Here is a 17,536-nt window from a genome sequence, read left to right as displayed (position 1 = left end):
AACAAACAAAGGCCAAGGAGAGGTCTCCTCGGCCTTTAAAAGCATCTAAGATACTTAGAATTTTCTATACCCGCTTCCAGCTTGTACCTTCCTTGAAGTCTTCAAGGATGATGCCGCGTGCCAGAAGGTCATCACGGATTTTGTCCGCCGTTGCGAAATCCTTGTTCTTCTTGGCGTCCGCACGCTGGGCAATAAGCCCGTCGATCTCGGCCGCCTCGTCTTCATCGGCTGATCCGGTGAACCAGGCTTCGGGATCCGCTTCAAGAATGCCCAGAAGCTTTGCCGCAGCAAGGATTTCACCTTTGGCCTCAGCACGTTCGAACTTCTTTTCCGCCTTGTTGAACTTGGTCACAAGGTTATGGAATTCCGAAATCGCAAGCGGCGTATTGAGGTCATCACACAGCGCATCAAGCACCGCACGCGGTACCGGCATATTTTCCGGGGTCACGTCAGAACTTTGGCGCAGGGCCGTATAAAAACGATCAAGCGCCTCTTTGGCCTGACGCAGGTTTTCTTCGGTCCAGTTGATCGGCTGATGATAATGGGTCCCCATCATCGCCAGACGGATCGCCTCACCCGGCCATTTTTCAAGCAGCTCATGCACGGTGACGAAGTTGCCCAATGACTTGGACATCTTTTCGCCTTCGACCATCAGATGGCCGTTATGCATCCAGTATTTGGCGTAGCTGGAGCCCTTGTTGGCGCAGCAGCTTTGCGCCAGTTCATTTTCATGGTGCGGGAACACCAGATCCGAACCACCGCCATGGATGTCAAAATTCTCGCCCAGATAACGCGTCGACATGGCAGAGCATTCAATATGCCAGCCCGGGCGTCCCCTGCCCCACGGGCTATCCCATCCCGGAATATCATCACTCGACGGTTTCCACAGAACGAAATCGGCCGGGTCTTTTTTATAAGGAGCGACTTCCACACGGGCACCGGCGATCATTTCCTTGCGGTCACGACGCGACAGCTTGCCATAGTCCTCAAACGCCTCGACCGAGAACAGCACATGGCCCTCGGCAGCATAGGCAAAGCCCTGTTCGATAAGGCTTTCGCACATGGCGATCATTTCCGCGATATGTTCGGTCGCGCGCGGTTCGATATCGGGCTTGGCGGCATTAAGCGCACCCATATCTTCCAGATAGGCCTGATGGGTGCGTTTGGTGATTTCGGAAATCGGCTCGCCGCTTTCCTTGGCACGTGCGTTGATCTTGTCATCAACGTCCGTGACGTTCCGCACATAGGTTACCTTGGGATACATATGGCGCAGCACGCGCACCAGCGTATCAAACACCACCACCGGGCGGGCATTGCCGACATGGGCATAGTCATAAACCGTCGGGCCGCAGACATAGAGGCGCACGTGATCGGGATCAATCGGCGCGAACACCTGCTTTTCGCGGGTGAGCGTATCAAAGATGCGAAGGGTTTTGGTCATTTCAAATGTCCGTTTGGCTGTGTTTTCGGGTCAAATGCGTGCATTTTCCGGCGATCAAAGCAGTTGCTTAGACCGCCTTCCCACACAACCGGTCACGCGCCTTTTCAGACCCGATCAGAACCAGCATCGTCGACATTTCCGGACCATGTTCACGCGCGGTCAACGCCTTGCGCAGCGGCATGAAAAGCTGCTTGCCCTTGCGCCCGGTTTCTTCCTTAAGTGCTGTGGTCCAGGTTTTCCAGCTGGTGCCGTCAAGCTCGCCTTCGGGCAGCATATCGGCGGCCTGTTTGAGGAACTCGGCATCCTCGGCATCGATTTCCGGAATGACGTTTTTGTGGATCACATCCCACCATTCCAGCGCCTCTGCCACGCGCCAGCAATTACCGCGCACCGCATTCCAGAACATCTCGTCGGCATCTGCCATGCCAGCCGCTTCAAGCTTTGGTTTGGCGGCCTCAAACGACATTTCGTGAATGACTTTTTCATTGAGGCTTGCCAGTTCGGCCGGATCGAATTTCGGCGTGGAACGGCCATAATGATCAAGATCGAATTTCTCAAGCACTTGGGAAAGGTCTGCTGGCTCAATCTTGTCCGATGCGCCAAGGCCGGTCAGAAGACCAACAAGCGCCTCGACCTCAAACCCGTCATTGCGCAACTCGCGCAGCGAAAGACTACCAAGACGTTTTGAAAGCTGCGAACCACCCGGCCCGGCCAGAAGCGGCATATGGGCAAATTCAAGCGCGCCTGGCTTCCCGCCAAGGGCGAGATAAAGCAAGATCTGCGAAACGGTATTGGTCACATGGTCTTCGCCGCGGATGATATGGGTAACACCCATTTCAAGGTCATCCACCACCGAGCCCAACATATAAAGCAACGATCCATCTTCACGGATCAGGACCGGATCGGACACATGTTCGGTATCAAACGAGCAAATCCCGCGCGTCAGGTCATCCCATTCGACCATGCCGTCGGTCAGAAGGAAACGCCAATGCGGCTTGCGGCCTTCGGCCTCAAGGGCGGCAATTTCTTCATCAGATAGCGTCAAAGCCTTCCGGTCATAGATAAAGGGCTGGTGACGCTGGCGGGCGGCCTTGCGTTTCCAGTTGAGTTCGCCCTCGGTCTCGTAGCACGGATAAAGCAGTTCACGCTTTTTCAGGTCATCAATCGCCGCATCATATTTATCCTGACGCAGGCTTTGACGTTCTTCCTGATCCCAGTCGATGCCAAGCCAGGTCAGATCTTCACGGATCGCATCGACATATTCGTCTTTGGAGCGTACCGGATCGGTATCGTCAAAGCGCAGGATGAATTTCCCGCCTGATTTACGGGCATAAAGCCAGTTCATCAGCGCCACACGGGCGTTACCGACGTGAAGAAGCCCGGTCGGGCTGGGGGCAAATCGCAGAACAGGTTTTGTCATTTCAAACTTTTCAATCACGTAACAAGGTTAGTGAAACCATTGGTAATCGGATAGCGACGGTCACGGCCAAAGGCACGCGGGGTAATCTTGACCCCCGGGGGTGCCTGGCGGCGTTTATATTCCGCCCGATCCAGCAATCGCCAGACCCGGCGTACTGTTGCCTCATCGTGACCGCTATCCACGATATCGCGAACAGACCGCTCACCTTCAATCATCTGATGCAGGATATCATCCAAAACATCATAAGGCGGCAGACTATCTTCGTCTTTCTGATCCGGGCGAAGCTCGGCCGATGGCGGCTTGGTGATAATCCGTTCCGGGATCACCATGCCATCCGGGCCGATTGCCCCAACCGGTTTGTGTTCATTGCGCCAGTGGCACAGATTAAACACGGTCGTTTTATAAAGGTCCTTCAGAACCGAATAGCCACCACACATATCGCCATAAAGCGTCGCATAGCCAACCGACATTTCCGACTTGTTGCCGGTGGTCAGCACCATGTGGCCAAACTTGTTTGAAAGCCCCATCAGGATAATCCCGCGCGAACGGGCCTGAATGTTTTCTTCGGTAATGTCGGCATCCCGGCCTTCAAAGGCGGGGGCGAGCATCTGTTCGAACGCGGCCATGGCCGGACCGATATTGATGCTCTCGATCCCGGTCTTGAGCATGCCTGCGCAAAGCTCCGCATCCTCAAGGCTCTCGGCCGAGGTATAAGGCGATGGCATCATCACCAGACGCACTCGGTCCGAGCCCAGCGCATCCACGGCAACCGCGGCCGAAAGCGCACTGTCGATCCCGCCCGACATGCCGATCACGACGCCGGGGAAACCGTTTTTATTCACATAGTCACGCAGGCCCAGAACCAGCGCCTGATAGATCGCATCAAGCCCGGTGGGATAGCCAACCTTCGGCGCGTCATCCGCGCAACGCCATTTACCGTTTTCATCCTGTTGCCAGGTGGTCAGCACCACATCCTCGGCAAAGGCCGGCAAAGCCACGGCAAGCGATCCATCGCCGTTCAGGCCAAATGATCCGCCGTCAAACACCAGCTCATCCTGACCGCCGACTTCGTTACAATAAATCATCGGCTTGCCGCTTTCGCGGACCCGGTCCTCGATCAGCTTGCGGCGCAAATCGTCCTTGTCGGCTTCAAACGGTGACCCGTTCGGCACAAGGAAGATTTCTGCCCCCGCGTTCGCCAGATGGGCAACAACATGCGGCGTCCAGACATCTTCGCAGATCGGCACACCCAGCTTGACGCCCTTGAATGAAATCGGGGTCGGCATCGGACCTGCGGCAAAGACGCGTTTTTCATCAAACACGCCATAATTGGGCAAATCATTCTTGGCGCGCACATCAACGATCTTGCCCTGATCAATCAGCAACACCGCATTATGGCGCGTGCCATCGACTTCCCATGGCGTGGTCAACAGCAAGGCCGGACCATCTTTGCGTTTGGCCGTGTGTTCGCAGATGAATTCGACCGCGTCATGAAGATGGCGCATGAAGGCCGGCTTCATCACAAGGTCCTCGGGCGGATAGCCCGACAGGACCAGTTCAGAATACAGAACCACGTCCGCAGCCTGATCGGCCGCAGTTTCCCAGGCAGCCACAACCTTGTCCCGGTTCCCGGTGACATCACCGACAATCGGGTTGAGTTGGGCAATCGCAATGGCAAGCTTCTTTGTCATGATGTTGGAATAGGATCGCCCCTGCGCGCTGTCAATTACGTAATGCGCAATATCCCATGTTTCAGACAAGATCACCATTCTTGCATGGCAGAAATGCAAAGCCTTGAAACCAGCAAGCACATTGGTTTTGAGCGTGATTTTATTCTTATCAACAACTTAGCGTGTTGATAATGACTTGCAAAATCGGCTTCATCCCGATCTATTGCTCGCGACCGTGAAAACACGGCAATAAACACAAATTAAAATACGAGCAAACAACATGACCCACAGCCCCAATGCGGCCGCCGAAATGGCGGCGGTAACCATTTCCCATATTCCAGGCCGCGAAATCACTGAAAACCTTGGTATTGTCTTTGGCAGTTCCGTGCGCAGCCGCAACTTCCTTTTCGATATTTTTGCGATGCTGAAAAACCTGTTCGGGGGTGAAGTACGTTCCTACACCCGGCTTCTGGAAGACGCCCAGCAGGAAGCCACCAGCCGCCTGATTGCCCAAGCCCAAAAATTGGATGCCGACGCAGTTGTGGATGTGCATTTCGCAACGTCACAGGTGGCCTACAAGGCGGCTGAGATTTTCGCATACGGCACAGCCGTACGACTGAAATAACAGGGCAGGCACAATACCATGGAAGATCTGTTTCTTCCGGGAATTGCCCTGACCATCCTGATCGGAATAGCTTATATAACCGGCCGCTTGGCCGATGGGGCACATGAACGCGCGCTCAGACGCGACGAAGCATTGCTGCCCCATCAATATCTTGATTCCGGGGATGCAGTTCCCGATGACATCACGTTGCATGACAGCAAACTGGTGACCGGCAAGGTCGTCATTGCCGAAGACCGTTTTCGCAATCTTCTGGCGCGCCTGCGCATTTTCGTCGGCGGTCGACTGGCCGCACACGAAGCCACCGTCACAAGGGCCAAGCGCGAGGCGATCTTGCGGCTTCGCACCAATGCCAAGGGTGCAAGCCACATTATCGGTCTGCGCTTTGATTCTGCCGAACTCGGACGCGGCATGATCGAGGTGATCGTTTCGGGCACCGCCCTTTATACCGATCATCGCCCGACGGGTGGTCGGCCATCTGCCCTTCCCGATGACGGGGTGAATATTTCCCATCGCAATCTTCTGGCCGAATTTGCGTCGGGCAGTATCGCTTTCCTTCTGATTTGCTGGGGGATTTATACGGCAAGCGGTCTCGCGGTTGAATGGGCGGCAAACAGCATTTCGGTTCAGGAAGAAGTTGCCATCTGGTCGGAGCTTGAACCCGGACTGATCGCAGAACATCGCGAAGATTATGAACGCAGCCTGCCGGAACGCTATCTTCTCGATCTGGTCAATTCCATCCCCAAGGAGGCCATTGGCCCGGCAAAGGATTATGACTTTGACGTTCTGATCATCCCCGATGACAGCCCCAATGCCGCGGCACTGCCCGGTGGCCTGATGCTCGTTCATACCGGAATGCTTGAACTGGTCGATACCGAGAACGAGTTGCTGTCGATCCTTGGCCATGAAATCGGTCATTATAACGGGCGCGATCACCTTGAAGGCATTGGCCGCGAGGTCGTCGGTGTCGCACTTTCGGCCATGATGTTTCAGACCGATGCGGTTCTGACCACCTGGGCGGCAAGTTGGCCGAAACTTCTGGCGGATCGGGACTATTCCCGAAGTCAGGAACTCGATGCCGATGACTGGAGCCTGCGCATCCTCATGGCCAAATACGGCCATGTCGCAGAAGCATCCACCACCTTTGCAAAGCTGGGACAGCTTCAAGGCGACCGCAGTTTGCTGGATTATCTTTCAACCCATCCGCACCCGCGTGATCGGGTGGAACGCCTTGAAGATATGGCACGCGAACAGGGTCTTCCGATCGGAGAGCCGGTTGATCTTCAAATCGCGTTTGAGAATTTCCTTTTACGCACGGGTGAAATCCCGGCAAGCGCGCTTGAAGACCGCCACCAATTCAATCTTACCAATACAGGACACTAGCCCATGCGCGGACTTTTCGCCCCGTTTCGCTTTCTGAGCGTAAGTGGCCAGCCCAATACCGAGTTCTGGCTTACCCAGTGCATCATTCTGGCATCAACCGTTCTGGGTGTGTATCTGGCAAGCTTTGCCGGTTTTGAAATTGCTGTCGATTTCGACCGTTATCAAAGCACGTCTGATGTCTATAACCTCGAACGATCGCTTGAGGCGGAGTTTGTCGATAATATCGAGAAGGTCGAAACCTGGATTGCCGACTATCCCGAAGGCCCGATGACCTGGCATGCGGCAAACCTCGCCCCGCGCGAACGCCACAAGCTTGACGATATGGTTTGGGAAACCATGCGCTATTCCCAGCGCACCTTTGAAGTCGATCCGGCAATTATCACCGGTGTACGTCGATTTTATTCCGATATCGAAGCCCAGATGACGATCATGTTCATGCAGCAAAATGCCAACGGCATGGCCAAACATGCCCTTGAAAACATGCAGGAAATTGTCGCATCCGCCCGTGCCGATGTCTTGCCGCTGTTGCAGTCCGAAATTGACCGTCTTGATGGTGAACTCGCTAAAATGACGGACTGATCGCGATTAACGTGTCGACCAGACAAAACAAAACCGGGGCTGATCGCAGTCCCGGTTTTTTTGTCCGCATACATGAAAACGTCGGCAACAATTAAAGTGCCAGGGCCGCGTCGATCTCGTCCTGGCTCATGGTTTTGGCCGAACCGTGGATAATGCCACTGGCGACATCCATGAATTTCTGAAGCGAGGTGGTTACTGCACTGGCCGTCACGCGCAACAGGTCTTCATCACCCGTCTCGATGATGGTTTCAAGCTGCGAAACCGCGTGTGCCACGATCGTATTGAGGTGCTCGATGGTTTCCTCGAACGGTCGACGGAACCTTGGCGGGACGTGTTCATAGGCCTCAATCGCCAGTTCCTTGTCGGAAAAGGCACTGTCGCGGAAATGCTCCTGATAGCTTTTCGGCGCCCATTCCTTGCAGTCCTCGATCATGTCAGGCATGTCGGGCACCATTTCGAGCAGCATGACGATCTCGTTGAAATGGTTCAGATAGTCGGTCGCCAAAAGCGTGGTCGAGGAAATGTTGGTTCCCTCCACCTTCTTTTGCCATGCGCTGAATTCAGCGTCGTCCATCATACCCGTTGCGACCCCTCGCCCTTAATCGTCTGTCAGGAACACCCTGCAATTACCCATACTTAAGAATATTTACTGGCCATTGGTAGATGTTTTTTATGAATTCATGCCGATTGCGCAACAAAATTTTCTGAAATCTAATTTAGCAAACGCATTCTGCGAACATCCCGGGCAAATAACCGGATAAATAAAAGGTGCCCGACAGATCGCCGGGCACCTTTGACATCAAGATATATCGCGAAAGATCAAATCAAGCAGAAGCAGCCATCTGTTCTGCGCGCACACTGTCGCGTTCTTTTTTGATCATTTCCGCCATCAGGAAGGCAAGCTCAAGCGCCTGTCCGCCATTGAGGCGCGGGTCGCAATGGGTGTGGTAACGATCCGAAAGCGCATCTTCGGTGACTTCGCGTGCGCCACCGATGCATTCGGTCACATCCGTACCGGTCATTTCGAAATGAACGCCACCGGCATGGGTGCCTTCGGCCTTGTGAACGTCAAAGAAGTTTTTGACTTCCGACAGGATCGCATCAAACGGACGGGTTTTATATCCGCTTGATGCCTTGATCGTGTTGCCATGCATCGGATCGCAGGACCACACAACCTTGCGGCCCTCGGCCTTAACACGTTTGACCAGACGCGGCAGGTTATCAAACACATTGTCCGCCCCCATACGTGCGATCAGGGTCAGACGCCCGGCTTCGTTTTGCGGGTTAAGGATATCGATCAGACGGATCAGGTCATCCTCATCCATGGTCGGTCCGCATTTCATGCCGATCGGGTTTTTCACTCCGCGCAGGAATTCAACATGGGCATGATCGGCCTGACGGGTACGGTCCCCGATCCACAGCATGTGGGCCGAACAATCATACCATTCACCGGTCAGACTGTCCTGACGGGTCAGTGCCTGCTCATACCCCAGCAAAAGTGCCTCGTGCGAGGTATAGAAATCGGTTTCACGCAGCTGCGGCGCGCTTTCGGCCGTGATGCCGCACGCTTCCATGAAGGCAACCGCCTCATCGATCTGGGTGGTCAGCTTGCTGTAACGCTCACCAGCCGGGCTGCCATCAACAAATGACAGGTTCCAGCGGTGGATCTTGGTCAGATCGGCAAAACCGCCCTGCGCAAAGGCACGCAGCAGGTTCAGCGTCGCTGCCGACTGGTTATAGGCGCGGATCTGTCGCTGCGGGTCGGGAATACGGGCTTCTTCGGTGAACTCGATCCCGTTGACCACATCACCGCGATAGCTTGGCAGTTCGACGCCATTGATGGTTTCGGTGTCAGATGAGCGCGGCTTGGCAAACTGGCCAGCCATACGGCCAACCTTGACCACCGGGCATGCCGCGCCATAGGTCAGAACCACCGCCATCTGCAGCATCACCTTAAAGGTGTCGCGAATGTTGTTGGGGTGGAATTCCTTAAAGCTTTCGGCACAGTCGCCGCCCTGCAGCAGGAAGGCATTGCCTTCTGCAACGTCACCAAGCTTTTCCTTAAGCGCACGCGCCTCGCCAGCAAACACCAAAGGAGGATAGCTGCCGAGCTCTTGCTCTACGGCCTTTACGGCCTGTGCATCAGGATAAGTCGGCACCTGCTTGATCGGCAGGTTACGCCAGCTTTCAATGCTCCAGCTCTTGCTCATTTGCTTCCTCTCAATCCGGCATGTTCATCATCATGCCGCCATTATAACACAAATCCAGTTGTCCGGCGGTTTTCCGCCTTGGCATCCGGTCATGCAACCGGGCCAAACTTGATACGGGTTTTGCCAACGCATTTCCACCCCTTCTCGACGTTTGGACAATAAAATCCCGCAATTTTTTGCCAACCGACCCAAAAACCACGCAAAATTCCACCCATAACCGTGAATTCATGCAAGATGCACCGGTGAATGCCAATTCGTCATACCAAACAAGGTAGTGCGAATCCGGCACTGCGCAATCATCAGACCAATTGCACAGTTCATGATTTGCGGGCACACTGCCAGCGCCTACCACCACCAGCGTCACCGATCAGCCGGATCCCTAATGCCCCTTGAAACACTTGCGATAATTGCCTGCGCCTATTTCGTTGCCGCCTTCGTCAAAGGGGCAACCGGGCTTGGCTTTTCGACATCGGCCTTGCCGATCCTGGCCCTTGGGCTGGGGCTTAAGGCGGGTATGCCGCTTGTGATCATTCCATCGCTTGTCAGCAATTCCATCATCATGGCGCAGGCGGGTCACTTTCGCGAAACGATCAGCCGGTTCTGGCCGATGTTTCTGGCGACCATTCCAGGCATTCTGATCGGGCTTGCCGTGCTTGAAATGGTCGACAGCATTCTGGCCGGGGCGGTTTTGGGGTTGGTGTTGATGAATTATGGGGCGATTACCCTGTTTCGTCATGGCAAGCCGCTATCTGACAAGCTTGCACGGCGACTGGCCCCGATATCCGGTTTTGCCACGGGTCTGATCAACGGCATCACCGGATCGCAGGTCATGCCGGTATTGCCCTTCCTGCTTTCCATGCGGCTTGAGCCCAAACGCTTCCTGACGGCGATCAATATCTCGTTCAGCCTTTCAAGCATCGTCATGGCACTTGGCCTTGCGCGATTGGGGCTGATGACGATTGAAACGCTGTGGATATCGCTGGCCGGACTGGTGCCGGTTTATTTGGGCACCAAGCTGGGCACACAGGTACGTGACCGGATGGATGCGGAAACCTTCCGCAAGGTTGTTTTGATCATGCTGATCATTTTTGGCGTCATTCTGGTTGGCAAACTGTTTGCGTCTTAACGGTCAAACGCCCATGCGGGTCGGAGATGTCGTCTGGCACAACCCGGCCATTTCTGATAGCACATCGCCATGAAAACCATCGCCCGCCCTGCCTTTGCCGAAACCGAAGAAAAGAAGTCCCGCTTTCTGGCCGAACTCGTTTTTCACGATGATCTGGCCAAGCGGATTGATGAATTGCGTGCCCTCCATCCCAAGGCCAATCATCATGTGAACGCCTATCGCTATCTTAATGACGAAGGCCAGCTGATTGAACATGGCAAGGATGACGGGGAACCATCAGGCACATCAGGCATCCCGTGCCTCAAAGTCCTTCAGGGACGGGATCTGATCAATGTTGCGGTGATTGTGACGCGCTATTTCGGCGGCACGAAGCTTGGCACCGGCGGGTTGGTGCGCGCCTATAGCGGGTCGGCCAATGCGGTTTGCGACGTTGCCGAGATCATCGAATATATCCCGCAGGGCGAGGCAGAACTGTTTGCCGGATTTTCCGATGCCGGAACGCTCGAGCAAGCCTGCGCAGAGGACGGCATCACCATCCTTGATCGTCAGTTTGATACCGACGGAACGCGTATCAAAATCACTGGACCACGTGATCGCCTGGCAGAGCTCAGCGTTCAGTTTCCAATGCCTGAGTAAGAGTTATTAGCGCGCCTTTGACTTCGGGCGCATGGTGCTTTCACGGCACTGAAGTTCGAAACCAAGATCGATGATTTTTTGTTCCGGGGTTTCGCCGTCCAGAACCGCTTTGATCATTTGCACGGCCCGTTTGCCGATCTGATAGCGGTCGGTCCGGATGGACGTCAGCGATGGATAGCTTGCCGCCATCATTTCAAGATCGTTAAAGCCGATGATCCCCATTTCATCAGGGACCGAGATACCGGCCTTTTGACAGCCAAACAGCGCGCCAAGCGCCATGTCATCATTGTTGCAGAACACGGCATCAAGGTCCGGACGACGTTTGCGCAACTGTTCGATCAAATGCCCGCCAAGCGAGACACTTGAGGAATCGGTCGTCGTCATCATCAGGTCCGGGTCATATCGCCCGCCTGAGCGCAAGGCTTCCTTGAAACCTTCCATACGGCGGTGGGAGCGCGGATCCATGCGCGCGCCGAGAAACCCGATACGCTTGTAGCCCTTTTGCACCAGATGCACACCGGCGGCCCGCCCGCCTTCAAAATGCGAAAACCCGACCATCATATCGATCGGGTCATCACTGATATCCATGACCTGAACCACCGGACATTCGGCATTTTCAAGAAGTTCGCGGGTTGCATCGGTCTGATCAACCCCGGCCACAATCATGGCTGACGGCCCCTGGCCGAGGAAGGTGCGCACAAGGCGTTCCTCATCCTTGGCGACATAGCGCGAGTTGCCGAGTTGCACCTGAAACGGCCCCTGATAGAGCTCGTCATAAATGGCACGCAGCGTATCGGCGAACACGTTGTTGGTCAGCGAGGGAACGATCACACCGATGACATTTGATCGGGTCGAGGCCAGCGCGCTGGCATGCGAATGGGGCACATAATTAAGCTTGCGCACCGCATCGTTGATTTTTCGTCGCAGATGATCAGACACCTTTGACGGATCGCGCAACGCGCGTGAGACCGTAATGGTGCTGACGCCAGCCCGTTCGGCAACATCGGATATTGTTGGCCGTCCGGCCCCTTTGCGCTTCCTCATGACCTTACATTTATTACGTCTTTTCCAAACCGACAAGCACCTTGTGACGGTAAAGCAAACACCGGAAATTCGGCTGTTGACTCAATGTTAGCGCTAACATTATGTTAGCGCTAACATTATAACACAACAGGGCAGTCCAAGAGTAAAACCCGCCCTGAAAATCAGTGAGTGCATCGAATTCAATGAACCGGCAAACGCAGTATGTCGTTGTCATGGGTGTGAGCGGATCGGGCAAAACCGAGGTCGCGCGTCGTCTGGCAAGCATGACAGATACCATGTATCTGGACGCCGACGATCACCATCCAAGCACGAATGTCGAACACATGCGCCGTGGTCTTCCGCTCAATGACGATATGCGTTGGCCCTGGCTTGATGCGGTCGCAACAGCGGCCCGCACGCAGGCCGGTTCAGTTGCCAGTTCAGAGGGAAGCGCAAAGTCCGGTCAGGCCATTTTCATCGCCTGTTCTGCGCTTAAACGTCGCTATCGCGATGTGTTGCGCAGGCACCTCGACCCGATCACCTTTGTTTTTCTGGATGGCACGCGCGAAGTGATCCAGACCCGGCTTGAACGCCGCGTCGGTCATTTCATGCCATCCGCACTTTTAGACAGCCAGTTTACAGCTCTCGAGCCGCCGGGGCCGGACGAGAATTGCGTGACTGTCTTTATCGATGCCCCGCTTGAAACTGTTGTTGCCACGGTCCTTGACCGACTGGCGGAGCGTGAAGACGGCAGTTTTTCCTTTGTCAAAGAGAATACTGCCGGAAAATAAGGCATTTTAGGGAGAAGACGAATGACCAAGACTCTTAAATCGCTTGCAGGTGCAGGCTTTATCGCAACCCTGATTGCAACGGCGCCGTTTGCCGCCAATGCACAGGAATTTACCCTCAAGATGCAGTCGAGCGATGCTGCTGGCGTGCCTAACTTTGAGCTGGAACAGGAATGGGCCGAACGTGTCGGCGTTATGACCGGTGGCCGCGTTTCCGTGGAAATGCTGCCGGTTAACTCGATTGTCGAACATGCCGAAACCCAAGACGCAATTGCCGCTGGCATTCTTGACGGTCACATCACCGACACCAGCTATTTCACCGGTAAAGATCCGGCATTCGGCCTGATCGCCAACCCGGTTGGCGCATGGTCGGCACCGTCCGAAATGCTGCGCTTTGTTGAATATGGCGGTGGCAAGGAACTGATGAACAGCCTTCTGAACCCGCGTGGTTTGCAGTTCGTCGGTGCCGTTACCCCGGGCCTGGAAGCATTTGTTTCCTCTGTCCCGCTTGATGGCGTTGCCGATCTTAAAGGCCTGAAAATGCGTGCCCCGGAAGGCATGGTTCAGCAGGTCTTCGCAGCAGCCGGCGCATCGCCGGTGAACATCCCGCAGTCCGAAGTATTCACCTCGCTTGATAAAAAAGTGATCGATGCTGCGGACGCGACCGTGTTCTCGACCAACCAGGCCATGGGTCTGCATGACGTTGCAAAACATCCGGTCTATCCGGGCTTCCACTCCATGCCGATGCTTGAAGTATCGATCAACAAGACCAAGTGGGATTCCATGCCGGCTGATATCCAGGCGATCCTTGAAATGTCGGTCCGCGATCTGGCCCATGACATGGATGCACGTCTGGCGATGAAAGACATGGAAGCTGTTGCCAAGGCCCGTTCGGAAGGTGGCGTCACCATCCACAACTGGTCAGCTGAAGAGCGTGCGAAATTCCGTCAGATTGCCACCAGCCAGTGGGAAAAAGTCGCGGCACGTTCGGAAGATGCGCAGCGTGTATACGACACCCTTGTAGACTACCTTAAGTCACAGGGTATGATCTAAGACAGAACAGCTTTTTCGCCGGCAGCAACGCGCCGTGTTGCTGCCGGCAAACTGCTGGGATACAATCCGGCTGGTTCCGTGATCCGAGACGTATCGGGACTGAAGGCCTCCCTCCTTGCCGGATTGTATTTCCTGTTGATGCAAGGAACGCAGAAATGTCTGACACCCCGCAACACTCACCGTTGCCCGAACTTCCCGAACTTGAAGAAAGCACCGATCAGGCAACTGAGGTGTCCGGTCTTCTGGGCCAGATGATTACGAAGGTTTCCAGCGTGTTCGCCATTGGATTTCTGCTTTCCATGGCGACGTTGATTTATGAGATCGTGGCACGTCACGTTTTTGGCAGCCCGACCTTGTGGGCGCATGAAACCACGACCTTTATCTGTGCCGTCGGCTTTGTGTTTGGCGGCCTTTATTGTGCCGCGCGCGACAAGCATATTCGCGTTGTCCTGCTTTATGACATTGCCGGACCGAAAATGCGCAAGACGCTTGATATCTGTATTTCGCTGGTCTGCATGATCGCATCGGGCTTCTTTGCCTGGGCCGCCTGGCTGATGGTCGAACGTGCTGTCTTTACGCCCACCGGCGACATCCACCTTGAAACAACCGGCAGTGCGTTCAATGCGCCTTATCCGGGCGTGCTTAAGGTGTTTTTGTTGGTGGTCCTGATTGTATTGATGGTTCAGTTCCTGGTTCAGGCCTTAAACTATGCCCGCAAGGCACCAATCATGCCGGCATCCCACACTTCGACCGAATAATCAGCGCCTCGTGCCCAATCAATTGATGCGTCTCCGCACGGCCATGCCAAGCAGCGCAACAGGATACATTTAAATGTTTGATTTACAGTCCCTTGGCATCGAATTCGGCACACTTGCCATGTTTGTCATGCTGCTTGGTTTCCTTGTGACCGGCATGCCGTTGGCATTTGTCACGCTGTTGATTGCCTTGATCTTTACCCTTGGCTGGTTCGGCCCGATGGCGGTGCCGCTGATCACAAGCCGGGTCTATTCATTCGTTTCATCCTTTGTTTTCGTCTCGGTGCCGATGTTCGTCCTGATGGCGGCGATCCTTGACCGATCCGGTATTGCGCGCGACCTGTTTGATGCCATGCGCCTGTTTGGCGGACGCCTTAAAGGCGGCGTTGCGGTTCAGACGATCTTTGTTGCCGTGATCCTGGCTGCCATGAGCGGCATCATCGGCGGCGAGATTGTTCTGCTGGGCCTGATCGCCCTGCCCCAGATGCTGCGTCAAGGCTATGACAAGAACCTTGCCATCGGGGTTGTCTGTGCTGGCGGGTCGCTGGGCACCATGGTGCCACCTTCGATTGTTTTGATCATTTATGGCCTGACCGCGAACGTATCAATTGGTGATCTGTTCACCTCGGCCTTTTTGCCGGGCTTCATGCTGGCGGGCTTCTATGTCGCCTATGTGCTGTTCCGATCTTACACCGGCAACAACATCGCCCCGCCGCCGCAGACCGAAAAAATCCCGCGCGAAGAAAAGATCCGCCTGCTCAAGGGCCTTTTCCTGCCCATTCTGGTCGTGTTCTGTGTTCTGGGGTCGATCTATGGTGGCATCGCATCCGTGACCGAGGCATCGGCCGTCGGTGTGGCAGGTGTGATCGCCTCGACTGTTCTGCGGCGTGAATTTTCGCTTCCGATGCTTAAGGCAGCAGCACTTCAAACGCTTTCGACCTGCGGCATGATTGTCTGGATCGGCATCGGTGCATCTGCCCTTGTCGGCGTATTCAACCTGATGGGCGGGATCAAGTTTGTCTCAACCCTGATCACCGGTATTTCCGATGATCCGACCATCATCATCCTGTTCATGATGCTGATCCTGTTTGTGCTGGGCATGTTCCTTGACTGGGTGGGTATTGCGCTTCTGACCATGCCGATCTTTGTGCCGATCGTAAAAGAGCTCGGCTACGACCCGGTCTGGTTTGGCGTGCTGTTTGCAATGAACATGCAGGTAAGCTTCCTGTCGCCGCCATTCGGGCCTGCGGCCTTTTACCTGAAATCGGTCGCGCCACCCGACATATCGCTTGGCGATATCTTCAAGTCGCTTCTGCCGTTTATCTGCCTGCAGATTTTGGCCGTCGCACTTCTGATCATCTTCCCGGGCCTTGCCGGGGGCTAAGACACCAAACAAGAACAACAAAAAAGGCGGGACCTGACTGGTCCCGCCTTTTTTCGTTAAAACAGATTGCCTAGTTCGCGACAGGGGAGCGCATGGTGACAAATTCCTCTGCCGCAGACGGATGAACCGCAACGGTCTGATCGAACTGGGCCTTGGTGGCGCCCATACGAACCGCAATGCCGATGCCCTGAATGATTTCAGCCGCATCCGGGCCGACCATATGGGCGCCAAGCACCACATCGGTGGTTTTATCGACCACAAGTTTCATCAGCGTTTTTTCATCACGGCCCGACAGGGTGTGGCGCATCGGCTTGAAGGTCGATTTGTAAATTTCGATGTCTTTGCCCTTGTCGCGCGCTTCTTCCTCGGAAAGGCCGACGGTGCCAACCGGTGGCTGGCTGAAAACAGCGGTCGGGATGGCCTGATAGGACATTGACCAAGGCTTGCCGCCATAGACTGTGTCGGCAAATGACATGCCTTCCTTGATCGCGACCGGGGTCAGTTGCACATGATCGCGGACATCACCAACGGCATAGATGTTTGGAACGCTTGTCTGCAAACCGGCGTTGGTTTTGATCGCCCCGCGGTCGTTCAATTCCACCCCGGCCTGCTCAAGGCCCAGACCATGGGTTTTGGGTTCGCGCCCCGTGGCAAACATGATGGCGTCGACTTCCTGATGCCCACCACCGGTCAGTGTCAGGCTGAGCGAGCCGTCGTCATTCTTTTCAATCGCTGTGACATTGGTGTCCAGACGCAGATCGATGCCCTTTTTGACGATTTCGGCGGCCAGATGATTGCGAATATCGTTATCAAAGCCGCGCAGGATCTGATCACCGCGATAGAACTGGGTCACCTTTGCGCCAAGACCGGCAAAGATACCGGCAAATTCAACGGCAATGTAACCGCCGCCAACAACTGCGATGCGTTCGGGCAGGTCTTCAAGATGGAAGGCCTGATTGGATGAAATGGCATGTTCGATGCCCGGAATGTCAGGCATCACCGGCGTGCCGCCCACCGCAATCAGAATGCGTTCGGCGGTCACCGTTTTGTCGCCGACCTCAAGGGTATGGGCATCTTTCAGGACCGCGCGGCTTTCAAACAGCTCGACATTCGATCCCTTCAGAAGGCTTTTATAGATGCCATTGAGACGATTGATCTCGGCATCCTTGTTTTCGATCAGGGTCTTCCAGCTAAAGCTCGGTTCGCCCGGAAGGGTCCAGCCATAGGCAGAGGCATCTTCGAAATCCTCGGCAAAGTGCGCGCCGTAGACCAGCAGTTTTTTCGGCACACAGCCGCGGATCACGCAGGTACCGCCGACCTGGCTTTCCTCGGCGATGGCAACCTTGGCACCATATCCCGATGCCACGCGTGCAGCACGCACGCCACCCGAACCGGCACCAACAACAAACAAATCAAAATCATAGTCCGACATGCGGAAATTCCTGT

Annotated in this window: 17 protein-coding genes; 9 read left to right on the top strand and 8 right to left on the bottom strand. The window is 55.0% G+C overall.

The features are described 5' to 3' along the window. Positions 1-64: 64 nt before the first annotated feature. The 3 genes from cysS to TH2_RS16555 form a co-directional block, all read right to left on the bottom strand. Positions 65-1,441, bottom strand: a complete 1,377-nt coding sequence (gene cysS, locus TH2_RS16565; protein WP_008891591.1) for a cysteine--tRNA ligase — start codon at positions 1,439-1,441, stop codon at positions 65-67. Between the two features lie 67 nt (positions 1,442-1,508). After that, complete coding sequence (gene gltX, locus TH2_RS16560) at positions 1,509-2,861, bottom strand: glutamate--tRNA ligase (RefSeq protein ID WP_040824419.1); 1,353 nt, start codon at positions 2,859-2,861, stop codon at positions 1,509-1,511. A 14-nt stretch (positions 2,862-2,875) separates the two neighbouring features. Further along, on the bottom strand, positions 2,876-4,552 hold the full coding sequence (locus tag TH2_RS16555; RefSeq protein WP_040824417.1) for an NAD+ synthase: 1,677 nt from the start codon (positions 4,550-4,552) through the stop codon (positions 2,876-2,878). Positions 4,553-4,811: 259 nt separating this feature from the next. Between TH2_RS16555 and TH2_RS16550 the strand changes: the two genes are divergently transcribed. The 3 genes from TH2_RS16550 to TH2_RS16540 are packed head-to-tail and all read left to right on the top strand — an operon-like array spanning position 4,812 to position 7,115. After that, positions 4,812-5,156 carry a YbjQ family protein gene (locus tag TH2_RS16550; RefSeq protein ID WP_008891588.1) on the top strand — a complete coding sequence of 115 codons (345 nt, stop codon included), beginning with the start codon at positions 4,812-4,814 and terminating at the stop codon, positions 5,154-5,156. An 18-nt stretch (positions 5,157-5,174) separates the two neighbouring features. Beyond that, on the top strand, positions 5,175-6,536 hold the full coding sequence (locus TH2_RS16545) for a M48 family metallopeptidase (protein ID WP_008891587.1): 1,362 nt from the start codon (positions 5,175-5,177) through the stop codon (positions 6,534-6,536). Positions 6,537-6,539: 3 nt separating this feature from the next. Beyond that, positions 6,540-7,115: a hypothetical protein gene (locus TH2_RS16540; RefSeq protein WP_008891586.1), complete on the top strand. Its 576-nt coding sequence runs from the start codon at positions 6,540-6,542 to the stop codon at positions 7,113-7,115. 91 nt (positions 7,116-7,206) lie between these two features. On the opposite strand, the gene TH2_RS16535 is transcribed toward TH2_RS16540, so the two are convergent. The 3 genes from TH2_RS16535 to TH2_RS21345 all read right to left on the bottom strand — a co-directional run bounded on the left by TH2_RS16535 (position 7,207) and on the right by TH2_RS21345 (position 9,689). Beyond that, positions 7,207-7,692 (bottom strand): hypothetical protein, encoded by a 486-nt coding sequence (locus TH2_RS16535; RefSeq protein WP_008891585.1) that lies wholly within the window; start codon positions 7,690-7,692, stop codon positions 7,207-7,209. Positions 7,693-7,939: 247 nt separating this feature from the next. After that, positions 7,940-9,325 carry a class II 3-deoxy-7-phosphoheptulonate synthase gene (locus TH2_RS16530; RefSeq protein ID WP_008891584.1) on the bottom strand — a complete coding sequence of 462 codons (1,386 nt, stop codon included), beginning with the start codon at positions 9,323-9,325 and terminating at the stop codon, positions 7,940-7,942. A gap of 10 nt (positions 9,326-9,335) precedes the next feature. Next, positions 9,336-9,689: a hypothetical protein gene (locus tag TH2_RS21345; protein ID WP_157194191.1), complete on the bottom strand. Its 354-nt coding sequence runs from the start codon at positions 9,687-9,689 to the stop codon at positions 9,336-9,338. An 18-nt stretch (positions 9,690-9,707) separates the two neighbouring features. Here TH2_RS21345 and TH2_RS16525 point away from each other — a divergent pair, with 18 nt between their 5' ends. Together TH2_RS16525 and TH2_RS16520 are read left to right on the top strand one after the other, a co-directional pair. Next, positions 9,708-10,451, top strand: a complete 744-nt coding sequence (locus TH2_RS16525; protein WP_008891583.1) for a sulfite exporter TauE/SafE family protein — start codon at positions 9,708-9,710, stop codon at positions 10,449-10,451. Positions 10,452-10,520: 69 nt separating this feature from the next. Then, positions 10,521-11,087, top strand: coding sequence for an IMPACT family protein (locus tag TH2_RS16520; protein WP_008891582.1), 567 nt, complete (start codon positions 10,521-10,523; stop codon positions 11,085-11,087). 6 nt (positions 11,088-11,093) lie between these two features. Here the strand turns inward: TH2_RS16520 and gntR are convergent, their stop codons facing one another. Next, positions 11,094-12,131 carry an HTH-type transcriptional regulator GntR gene (gene gntR / locus TH2_RS16515; protein WP_008891581.1) on the bottom strand — a complete coding sequence of 346 codons (1,038 nt, stop codon included), beginning with the start codon at positions 12,129-12,131 and terminating at the stop codon, positions 11,094-11,096. Between the two features lie 182 nt (positions 12,132-12,313). On the opposite strand from gntR, the gene TH2_RS16510 reads away from it, so the two are divergent. The 4 genes from TH2_RS16510 (at position 12,314) to TH2_RS16495 (ending at position 16,090) form a co-directional block, all read left to right on the top strand. Continuing rightward, entirely contained in the window at positions 12,314-12,901 is a 588-nt protein-coding gene (locus TH2_RS16510; RefSeq protein ID WP_008891580.1) for a gluconokinase, read from the top strand. Positions 12,902-12,922: 21 nt separating this feature from the next. Beyond that, positions 12,923-13,951: a TRAP transporter substrate-binding protein gene (locus TH2_RS16505; RefSeq protein WP_008891579.1), complete on the top strand. Its 1,029-nt coding sequence runs from the start codon at positions 12,923-12,925 to the stop codon at positions 13,949-13,951. Between the two features lie 155 nt (positions 13,952-14,106). Beyond that, on the top strand, positions 14,107-14,709 hold the full coding sequence (locus TH2_RS16500; RefSeq protein WP_008891578.1) for a TRAP transporter small permease subunit: 603 nt from the start codon (positions 14,107-14,109) through the stop codon (positions 14,707-14,709). 73 nt (positions 14,710-14,782) lie between these two features. Further along, complete coding sequence (locus TH2_RS16495; RefSeq protein WP_008891577.1) at positions 14,783-16,090, top strand: TRAP transporter large permease; 1,308 nt, start codon at positions 14,783-14,785, stop codon at positions 16,088-16,090. A 70-nt stretch (positions 16,091-16,160) separates the two neighbouring features. Here TH2_RS16495 and gor read toward each other — a convergent pair whose 3' ends face one another. Next, positions 16,161-17,522, bottom strand: coding sequence for a glutathione-disulfide reductase (gene gor / locus TH2_RS16490; protein WP_008891576.1), 1,362 nt, complete (start codon positions 17,520-17,522; stop codon positions 16,161-16,163). Between the last annotated feature and the right edge of the window lie 14 nt (positions 17,523-17,536).

This window comes from Thalassospira profundimaris WP0211 (genome assembly GCF_000300275.1).
Lineage (GTDB): Bacteria > Pseudomonadota > Alphaproteobacteria > Rhodospirillales > Thalassospiraceae > Thalassospira > Thalassospira profundimaris.
This window is presented reverse-complemented; position numbering and strand designations above follow the sequence as displayed.

Bases quoted from the DNA above. Each gene is read 5' to 3' on its own strand.
- cysS (WP_008891591.1), bottom strand. From the start codon at position 1,441: ATGACCAAAACCCTTCGCATCTTTGATACGCTCACCCGCGAAAAGCAG.
- gltX (WP_040824419.1), bottom strand. From the start codon at position 2,861: ATGACAAAACCTGTTCTGCGATTTGCCCCCAGCCCGACCGGGCTTCTT.
- TH2_RS16555 (WP_040824417.1), bottom strand. From the start codon at position 4,552: ATGACAAAGAAGCTTGCCATTGCGATTGCCCAACTCAACCCGATTGTC.
- TH2_RS16550 (WP_008891588.1), top strand. From the start codon at position 4,812: ATGACCCACAGCCCCAATGCGGCCGCCGAAATGGCGGCGGTAACCATT.
- TH2_RS16545 (WP_008891587.1), top strand. From the start codon at position 5,175: ATGGAAGATCTGTTTCTTCCGGGAATTGCCCTGACCATCCTGATCGGA.
- TH2_RS16540 (WP_008891586.1), top strand. From the start codon at position 6,540: ATGCGCGGACTTTTCGCCCCGTTTCGCTTTCTGAGCGTAAGTGGCCAG.
- TH2_RS16535 (WP_008891585.1), bottom strand. From the start codon at position 7,692: ATGATGGACGACGCTGAATTCAGCGCATGGCAAAAGAAGGTGGAGGGA.
- TH2_RS16530 (WP_008891584.1), bottom strand. From the start codon at position 9,325: ATGAGCAAGAGCTGGAGCATTGAAAGCTGGCGTAACCTGCCGATCAAG.
- TH2_RS16525 (WP_008891583.1), top strand. From the start codon at position 9,708: ATGCCCCTTGAAACACTTGCGATAATTGCCTGCGCCTATTTCGTTGCC.
- TH2_RS16520 (WP_008891582.1), top strand. From the start codon at position 10,521: ATGAAAACCATCGCCCGCCCTGCCTTTGCCGAAACCGAAGAAAAGAAG.
- gntR (WP_008891581.1), bottom strand. From the start codon at position 12,131: ATGAGGAAGCGCAAAGGGGCCGGACGGCCAACAATATCCGATGTTGCC.
- TH2_RS16510 (WP_008891580.1), top strand. From the start codon at position 12,314: ATGAACCGGCAAACGCAGTATGTCGTTGTCATGGGTGTGAGCGGATCG.
- TH2_RS16505 (WP_008891579.1), top strand. From the start codon at position 12,923: ATGACCAAGACTCTTAAATCGCTTGCAGGTGCAGGCTTTATCGCAACC.
- TH2_RS16500 (WP_008891578.1), top strand. From the start codon at position 14,107: ATGTCTGACACCCCGCAACACTCACCGTTGCCCGAACTTCCCGAACTT.
- TH2_RS16495 (WP_008891577.1), top strand. From the start codon at position 14,783: ATGTTTGATTTACAGTCCCTTGGCATCGAATTCGGCACACTTGCCATG.
- gor (WP_008891576.1), bottom strand. From the start codon at position 17,522: ATGTCGGACTATGATTTTGATTTGTTTGTTGTTGGTGCCGGTTCGGGT.